The sequence below is a fragment of the Moorena sp. SIO4A1 genome (assembly GCF_010672065.1).
Taxonomy (GTDB): Bacteria; Cyanobacteriota; Cyanobacteriia; order Cyanobacteriales; family Coleofasciculaceae; genus Moorena.
In genome coordinates this window covers 1-1524 of record NZ_JAAHHX010000669.1, presented here as the reverse complement: position 1 = coordinate 1524, position 1524 = coordinate 1, and the positions used below count along the sequence as shown (strand labels likewise).

The window sequence follows — 1524 nt, the reverse complement described above, 5'->3', positions numbered from 1 at the left end:
CCTTAGAAGGAGTGCTACGGAACTTCCCTTGTCCACTGCAGGGGTGGAGCTTCCAGCCATATCCATCCATGGCCTTTGGGCCACGCTACGCGAACGGTTATTAGTTTCGATTAGTTAGTCTTTGGCTACTAATCTATATCATAACCTGGTGTTCGCCACCAGTTTCTAGCTATAAGGAGACGCACTAGCTGAATCAATCATCCAGAGGTTTTCTTGTTTCAGAAGCGTCCCAAGGATATAACGGGCTTTCCGCCCCTCTACGGGAAGGAATCCAAAGCATCTATAGTATTGTGTAAAGTATTGTAGCAATTTGGGTAACCCATGGAAGCCTTTTCCATGGAAGCCTTTTGCCTGAGGTTAGTAATAGTGTTGCGATGATGGATTACCCAAATCCCAACTTAAGGAACAATTTCAAGATACTCTATAGCTTATGTATTTAAGCATTCAGCTAAGGCCAATTGGCGCTATAGCTGATGCAGGACAAGCCAATAGCTTAGCTATTTAGAACAAGGATGCTTAACTCCGTAACGTTGCTTAGTAAAATCAATCGGTTTACCCCAAAGAACGTGGAGATAATATGCCCCACGATACTTTAATTTGGCGATCGCTTCCGGTAAAAGCACACCGTTGAGCTTTGGCTGTCGCCAACGGACACCACGATACTTACCAACAATTTTTTCTGATTTCATCTCAAAAGTTACCGGTTCATTTTCATAGGTAATACCACGGTAAGTGAATTTCATTATTTGATCCTCTTAATTGTTTGTTTTATCTGTAATTGACCACTCCAAGTCAGAGCCTATACTTAGATAATTCCCGAAAGTTAGACTAACGGAACAGTAAGCATTCAGCCTAGAGCTATCAGCTATCCGCTGATTGTTCGCGTAGCGTGGCCCAAAGGCCAAGGTTGTGGAAGATAACTCATATACTCGCTCCCCTCAGCCAAATTTGTAAGTTTTCATTTATTGAAAAACTGACTGTTGAAGTGCTGATAGCTCAATGGTTATAAGTAACAAATCTGGTTGACTGACTTTACTCCTAAAACCCTTGATTTTATGTAGAGAGCAGTTGAGGAGTAGCGAAACCAAAGCAAATTATTGCCAAGGTTGGTTTCACTATGTTAAAATGATCTCTGGCCGATAAAAAGGTAAGTATTCAGCTATCAGCATTCAGTTATCAGCCATTGGCCTATGGCCACTCTACTTGAGGTGCTTATGTGCTATGGGCACGCTACACCGAACAGCTTTTGAATAAAATAAGCTGACCGCTGACCGCTGACTGCTGAATGCTTAGAGAAAAAGTCACTCAACCAGGTAAAAAATTTACCGAAACAGCAATAAAATTAACTATGATCCTGATGATACCCAAGCTTCTGTAGCTTGGACTATCAATCAGGCTTGCTCCCTTACCTACCTTCTTATTGGTTAGTTGATAATCAGGACATTAGAAAATTTGGCTATGGGATGTTTTGTTTAGGTGCGCTTGACCCATTAAGAATTAAATTCGCCACGGGTCGCACCTGAG

Annotated in this window: 2 protein-coding genes; both read right to left on the bottom strand. The window is 41.9% G+C overall.

What is annotated here, in order from left to right; genetic code table 11:
- Positions 1–497 precede the first annotated feature (497 nt).
- Positions 498–743 carry a DUF4278 domain-containing protein gene (locus F6K53_RS41770; RefSeq protein WP_070391679.1) on the bottom strand — a complete coding sequence of 82 codons (246 nt, stop codon included), beginning with the start codon at positions 741–743 and terminating at the stop codon, positions 498–500.
- 12 nt (positions 744–755) lie between these two features.
- Entirely contained in the window at positions 756–905 is a 150-nt protein-coding gene (locus F6K53_RS41765) for a hypothetical protein (protein WP_293086297.1), read from the bottom strand.
- Positions 906–1524: the final 619 nt, after the last annotated feature.